Raw genomic sequence first — 6,064 nt, 5'->3', positions numbered from 1 at the left:
TGCGTCTGATGGTCGGTTCTCGTCGTATGGGTGCCTCGACAAAAGCCCTGCCTGGTTACGCGAGATCGGGCACCCCGGCAGTGCGGCCATCGTGACCTGCCAGCCGAACTGCCGGAGGCGTGCGTACCGCGAATCAGCCGTCCTGGCACGGGTTTTCGTCGTTGGTTGGTAGCATTCGGACGGTTGGCGGCCACTATGTCGGCGGCAAGTAAGGGGCGTTTGATGGAAGTGCAGGACCTCCACCATTCATACGGCAGGCGGTCGGTGCTGCGTGGTGTCGACCTCGTGTTGCCCGCCGGGGCGCTCGTGGGCATCGTCGGTGAGAACGGAGTGGGCAAGTCGACATTGTTGAAGGTCCTCTCCGGAGCGCTGCGACCGAACCGAGGGGTGGTCCGGCACAGTGGGCGGTTCGGATACTGCCCCCAGCAGGTGATCCTGAACGAGGCGTTCACGGTTCGCCAGCACCTGGACTTCTTCGCCGCAGCCTATGCGGTCCCGGACTTGCGGCGGGCCGAGGAGACCATGGAGATCTTGCGTTTTTCCGACTATGCCGATGAGCGGGTCGCGACGCTGAGCGGCGGCACGCGACAGAAGCTCAATCTGACGCTAGCGGTGATGCATGATCCGCAGGTTCTGCTGCTCGACGAGCCGTACCAGGGTTTCGACTGGGAGACCTACCTACGTTTCTGGGATCTGGTCGCCGACTTCCGTGACACCGGCCGGTCGGTTCTGGTCGTCTCCCATCTGGCCCACGACACCGACAAGCTGGATCAGGTGTGGCAGTTGCACGACGGCGTCCTACAAGGCAGACAGGAGCAGGCCGGATGAGCGAAGGCGTGCGACTGTTCGTGATCGCCACGCGCTACGGCCTCATCGAGCATGCTCGTAACCGGTTCGCCATGCTGTTGGTGGCTGTCTTCCTCCCCATATTGATCACTCTGGTGCGTGTGGCCGTCACCGACATCGAGGTACCGTTCCGGCTCCGAGACACCGGTCTGGTGTTGCGCGCCAACGGCAATGAGCTCGCTCAGATCAGCGGCGCCCTGATGGCGGTCTCCCTGATCATCGGGTTCATGATGTTCGCGGCGACTTTCAGCAGCGGAGCATTCGACCGGCGACTGTCGATGGCCGGGTATCCCCGGGTCGCGCTGGGTCTGGCGAAAATCGCGTGCCTGGTGGTGGCCTCGGTGGCGGTCAGCGCATACGCCACCGCTGTCATCTGCTGCTATTGGTCGCCTCGGCAGCCTGTCCTGCTCGCGGCGGCACTTTTCGGCGCGGCGATGACCTACGGGGCGCTGGGTGTCGCCCTCGGCGCGCTGCTGCGCCGCGACGTGGAGGGCATGTTCGCCATCGCGATGATCAGCTGCTTCGACATGGCCGTGCAGAACCCCATCGCCAGCGCCGGGGCGGACAGCGAATTCGTCCGCTGGCTGCCCTCCTACGGTGCCATGCAGGCTTCGACCGCGGCCAGTTTCTCCGACACCACGCCATTCGCGGGTTTCGCTATGCAACTGGCCTGGTTCATTGTGAGCGCCTTGCTCGGACTGGTCGCTTTCCATCTGCGCACCCGCTCGTCCCTTCGACCCACGATGTGGATCCGCCGTCCCGGATCGACGAGGTCCAGACAGTCGGCGGGTGTCCCGCGCGACCACCACGGTGGATAGCGCGGGACACATGCTCTGCCGGCTGCGGCGGCTTACGGCGCAGTAGGAGCCGGTTCGGCGGCCGGGAGGTAGATCTCACGCCGCAAACGTTCCAAGTCCGGCGCTGCCGAAGCGGAAGTTTGCTCGTACCGATCGCTCTCACGCCCCCAGAGCCCCACGCTCGTTATGTTCACGTACATCTCCGCGTAGTCCTTCCCCCGGCCCGACAGGCCGGGAAGCACGCGCAGGAGCGCGGGGACGTAGCGGATCAGCGCTTCGAGCTGGGCGCGATGCTCGGCCACCTGGCGCTGCACCTGCTCCACGGCTTCGCGGCGGGTGCAGCCGGTCTCGTGACGCACCGCCCGCACCAGGTTGTAGGGGATTTGGTCGGCCTCGTCCTGGTCCAACCCCACCAGGTCGTTCTCCACGAAGGTCACCCAGAAAGCGAGTTCCTCGAGACGGCGGATCACGGGGTGGTTGCGCAGCTTCGACGGCAGTTCCCGGTCCTGGTACACCTCCATGCAGGCGAGGGCGGTTTCGATTCCGCTGGTCGACATCCGCAGCGGCAGATAGTCGGCCACGGAGGGGATGTAGCCATTGATGCGATGGTGCGCTTCGCGTTCGGCGGCTTCGAACCACTCCTCGATGCTGTCGAGGAACCGCTCCTGCCAGCGGGTGGTCCGGCCCTCGCGCAGGCGCGGCCACAAACTCGCCCACGCCGTCGCGATCGCGCCGGGCCGCCACGGCGTCTGCGGGTCCTGACGCAGCATCGCCACCATGCCCCGCCTCAGCGCGGTCACGGCTTCCGGGTCCCTCAACTGCGGATCCTCGAAGAGGTCATCCCACGCAAGAACCAGCACCGCCATGCCGTAGGCGGTCTGTTCAACGCCCGCGTCGGCTGCTGGGGACAAAGTTTGTGCCGGGATCCGGATCGCTCCCGTCCACCGGTGGTAGTCGGCCTCGGCAGGAGAGACCGCAAGGCCGGTGTCCAGCAGCCAGCTCCGCAACCATTGCGCGACCCGCGGCGGGAGCCCAGCGCCGTGAGCTCGGGGTGGCTGCGTCGACTGCCGGGAGGCCACGGGCCCCGGAGTTCGCCGGTCGAGTATGGACCGGGCGTAGGCGGTCATCGCGTGGCGGGCTCGCGGGTCTACAGGCACAGCGGCGAGCTGACCGGCAGCCTGGTCCATGAATTCATCGGCCATCGCCTGTGCTTCGTCCACGGCGCCGGAGGCGACGACGAGTTCACGGGCACGTGCGACTTGCTCACCCGTCATCGCTCTGCGCAGCAGGTGGGCCAGGTCCCCGTCGCGGGCAGCCGCGCGGATCACGGGAAGGGTGTAGATCCCTTCGGGCAGATCCGCGTTGACGGGCTTGCCCATCTCTTCGGCGGTCGAGGTCAGGTCGAGGATGTCGTCGTACAGCTGGTAGGCCAGTCCGAAGTGTCGACCGAACTGGGCCAACGCCTCTTCCTCCTGCTCGTGACGGCCGGCCTGCATCGCGCCCACCCGGCATGCCAGCGAAAGCACCGCCGCCGTTTTGCCATCGATCGCGTCCAGGTAGGACTGTTCGCTGCGCGAGGCCACGTAGAGGTCGGCGGCCTCGATCACCATGCCCGCGCACATCTGCTCCCCCGCGATCGCCCCCGCGAGAACTTCGCGACCGCCGACTTCGGCCAGCATCCGCACACTCGTGAGCATCACCGAGTCCCCACCCAATACGGCCATATGCGAACCCCACACCACGTTCGCACTGGGACGGCCTCGACGCTCATACGCGTGATCGACGACGTCGTCGTGGTAGAGCGAGCCCACATGCAGCAACTCGACGGCAGCAGCGGCGCGCACCACCCGGTCCTCGGCTGGGACCGCGGGATCGGTGAGTAGGTAGTACGACAATAAGGTCAAAGTGGGGCGCACAAGGCGGCGTGAGGTGTCGGGCCCTGCGTCTGTGAGTGCGGCCAGTTCGGGCCTGCCCTCCAGTCGAACGGGTCCGAGAACGTCACGGACGCGGTCCAAATCCGCCTCCAGATGCGGGAAGACAGCCGAATCGATTTCACGTGGCACGCGGGCACTCCTGACTGGTTACAAACAACACCGCCGATCAATGGCAATTTGACACCACGATCACACGGAAGATGTTGGTATCGGCCAATTTTGATGCGGCATGTGCGGGCCGGACAGCGTGGGCAACTGTGGCGGACAGCGGTTCACCGACACCCCCATAGAAGCCCACTTCCTCGGGGGTGGGTCACACGTAGGGGTAGCGGTGCGCGGGCGGGCGCAGGTGTGGGTCGTCGCTCGCGGCCGGCACATCGGTTTCCTTGCTCTCCAAAGGGTTTGGTTTTGACGAGCAAGGATGTCCTTCAACGGCTCTGGCCGAGGCGATCCGCACAGCGAGCAGGTGATGCCGTGGGCAGGGGCGGTCTGCACGATCTGTTCGATCGCGGCCAGCACGGCCGGATCGGCCTCGTCGAAAACCTCCGCGCACAACTGCGAGTCACGGTCCACGCCGAGGACGAGCTGGGTGAGGTCGTTGCTGCCGATGGAGACGCCGTCGATGCCGAGGCCGATGTATTCGGGTAGCCAGTGCACGACCGAGGGCACCTCGCCCATTACCCAGCGATGCAAACCGCGGGCCCGTCCGAGCGGGCCGGCGTCGACGAGCTCGAGGCATGCCTCCAGTTCCCAGCGGGTGCGCACAAACGGAATCATCAAGTGCACGTTCGGGTTCTGCTCGCGCACCCGGGCGAGCGCGGCCAACTCGAGCGCGAACATCTCCGGCTCGCGGTTGTAGCGGACGCAGCCCCGATATCCGATCATCGGGTTGTCCTCCACCGGCTCGTACTGCTCGCCGCCATCCGCAGCGCCGCTCACGTTTGTCGCTGTCACATTCATCCCGGCGAACGAAGCCGGAGACGCTGTCCTCCCCGGTGGCCGAGGAACGAACCGCGACCAGCGCGAGACCCGCCTCGCTGCCGAGTCCGTCGTAGGCGTGCACTATCTGTTCTTCGAGGTCCTCGGGCATGCCCGCCCTGGCTACCAGCGCCCGCAGCTGATCTCAGTGCTGGGTGAGTTCGGCCTGGTCACCGACGGCGCCCAGTGCGGCACGATGCTCCACGGCCAGATCGTCAGCCACCCCGCTGCGGCGCATGGCTTCCAGATAGCCCGAGCGCAGCACGACGCACACTGCGGGCACGGGCCGCCGCGCATCGGTCAGCTCCCCCAGACCGGCGCCTCTTCCACCCGCACCGACGGCGCACGCAAGGCCAGCGCCAACGCGGCCCGCACGCTGTCAGCATCGGGACTCCCAGCCATTGCGGTTTCCTTATCCTCGACGCCAACATCTGTGCCGCTACGGTCGTACTCGCCGACGATGGCGCCAAAGAGGCCAAGGCCACAACTCGATGGCCCGGTGACCTCTTCACCGATCACCACGCGTCGGCCGCGCATCCACCGACCACGCCCCCGCGCCGACGATCAGCAGGAACGCGCTGCCGCACAGTTGAGCGAGGTCCACGCGAGCCTCGTGGATGAAATCCCACCAGCCCGACTTCCCGGAGAACAGCGGCGCATCACCCCACAGGATCGGCAGTTTGGTGATCAGCAGAGCACCGAGCATGTCCACGATCATCGGCACCGTCGCCAGCCGAATCAGCAGACCGGCCAGAATCAATGCGCCGCACACGATTTCGAACACCCCATCGAGGGGGCCGAAGAACCCCGGTGCCGGGATACCGGCCTTGTCGAAACGGCCGGTCCCGAGTTCGTCGGGGAAGAGGAACTTTTGGATGCCTTCGAAGAAGAACACCGCGCCCACATAGAGGCGGATCCAGATCACCGAAGCCGGGGCCGTCGTGGCGGTCAGCCGTGCGTACAAGCTGTGGTCTTCGGACACGCAAAACGCCTTCCGCTGAGCCGAATTCTATTGCTGTTCAGGTGATATCGCGACAAGACGACAGCGCACCGGGTGGCTCGCCGCCCCGCGCAGTCGGGCCGAGCTGGGCGAGTTCGGCGTCGATATCGACCTCGATCACAAATCTTCGGCGGATGCGACAGCGCCCTAGTTCGTGCGTTCGCTGTAGAACTCGGTAAACGCCGCGTAGGCGCGTGCGCCATAGACGGTTGCGGGGCCGCCGTTCATCAGGAAGCTGACACCAATGGCCTCGGCCGCCTCCGTCGGGGTCGCGCCGCGTAGAACCGCGGCGTGCGCGTGCGCGGCGATGCAGCCGTCGCATTCCTTGCTTACCGCGATGGCAAGGGCGATCAGCTCTTTGGTCTTGGTATCCAACTCGCCGGCGGCGAGCGCCGCATCGTGCAATTGCTTGTAACCGGCGTACACCTGCGGGAGCGCACGCCGCAACTCGCGGGTGGGAGTACGCAGCTCGTCCCGGACCGTCGCACCGTAGTTGCTCATGTCGCTCC

Annotated in this window: 6 protein-coding genes and 2 pseudogenes; 2 read left to right on the top strand and 6 right to left on the bottom strand. The window is 66.1% G+C overall.

The window, feature by feature from the left end:
* Positions 1–222: 222 nt before the first annotated feature.
* Both ACIBW7_RS35875 and ACIBW7_RS35870 read left to right on the top strand, forming a co-directional pair.
* Positions 223–828 (top strand): ABC transporter ATP-binding protein, encoded by a 606-nt coding sequence (locus ACIBW7_RS35875; RefSeq protein ID WP_397054287.1) that lies wholly within the window; start codon positions 223–225, stop codon positions 826–828.
* Entirely contained in the window at positions 825–1,664 is an 840-nt protein-coding gene (locus ACIBW7_RS35870; protein ID WP_397054285.1) for a hypothetical protein, read from the top strand. Before ACIBW7_RS35875 ends, ACIBW7_RS35870 begins: the two co-directional genes overlap by 4 nt.
* A gap of 32 nt (positions 1,665–1,696) precedes the next feature.
* On the opposite strand, the gene ACIBW7_RS35865 is transcribed toward ACIBW7_RS35870, so the two are convergent.
* From ACIBW7_RS35865 to ACIBW7_RS35840, 6 genes and pseudogenes are all read right to left on the bottom strand, one after another.
* Positions 1,697–3,706 (bottom strand): polyprenyl synthetase family protein, encoded by a 2,010-nt coding sequence (locus ACIBW7_RS35865; RefSeq protein WP_397054283.1) that lies wholly within the window; start codon positions 3,704–3,706, stop codon positions 1,697–1,699.
* A gap of 306 nt (positions 3,707–4,012) precedes the next feature.
* A pseudogene (locus ACIBW7_RS35860) lies at positions 4,013–4,498 on the bottom strand (putative PEP-binding protein); the annotation flags it as partial.
* A gap of 121 nt (positions 4,499–4,619) precedes the next feature.
* Positions 4,620–4,667 (bottom strand): annotated as a pseudogene (locus ACIBW7_RS35855) (hypothetical protein); the annotation flags it as partial.
* A gap of 33 nt (positions 4,668–4,700) precedes the next feature.
* On the bottom strand, positions 4,701–4,838 hold the full coding sequence (locus ACIBW7_RS35850) for a hypothetical protein (RefSeq protein WP_397054281.1): 138 nt from the start codon (positions 4,836–4,838) through the stop codon (positions 4,701–4,703).
* A gap of 225 nt (positions 4,839–5,063) precedes the next feature.
* Entirely contained in the window at positions 5,064–5,537 is a 474-nt protein-coding gene (locus tag ACIBW7_RS35845) for a DoxX family protein (protein ID WP_397054279.1), read from the bottom strand.
* A 165-nt stretch (positions 5,538–5,702) separates the two neighbouring features.
* Complete coding sequence (locus ACIBW7_RS35840; protein WP_397054277.1) at positions 5,703–6,056, bottom strand: carboxymuconolactone decarboxylase family protein; 354 nt, start codon at positions 6,054–6,056, stop codon at positions 5,703–5,705.
* Positions 6,057–6,064 lie beyond the last annotated feature (8 nt).

Source organism: Nocardia sp. NPDC049526 (assembly GCF_044465765.1).
GTDB lineage: Bacteria > Actinomycetota > Actinomycetes > Mycobacteriales > Mycobacteriaceae > Nocardia.
Note: the sequence above shows the minus strand (reverse complement) of the source record. Positions and strands in the feature narration are given on the sequence as shown.

Coding starts and splice junctions, on each gene's coding strand:
- ACIBW7_RS35870 (WP_397054285.1), top strand. CDS start 825: ATGAGCGAAGGCGTGCGACTGTTCGTGATCGCCACGCGCTACGGCCTC.
- ACIBW7_RS35840 (WP_397054277.1), bottom strand. CDS start 6,056: ATGAGCAACTACGGTGCGACGGTCCGGGACGAGCTGCGTACTCCCACC.
- ACIBW7_RS35875 (WP_397054287.1), top strand. CDS start 223: ATGGAAGTGCAGGACCTCCACCATTCATACGGCAGGCGGTCGGTGCTG.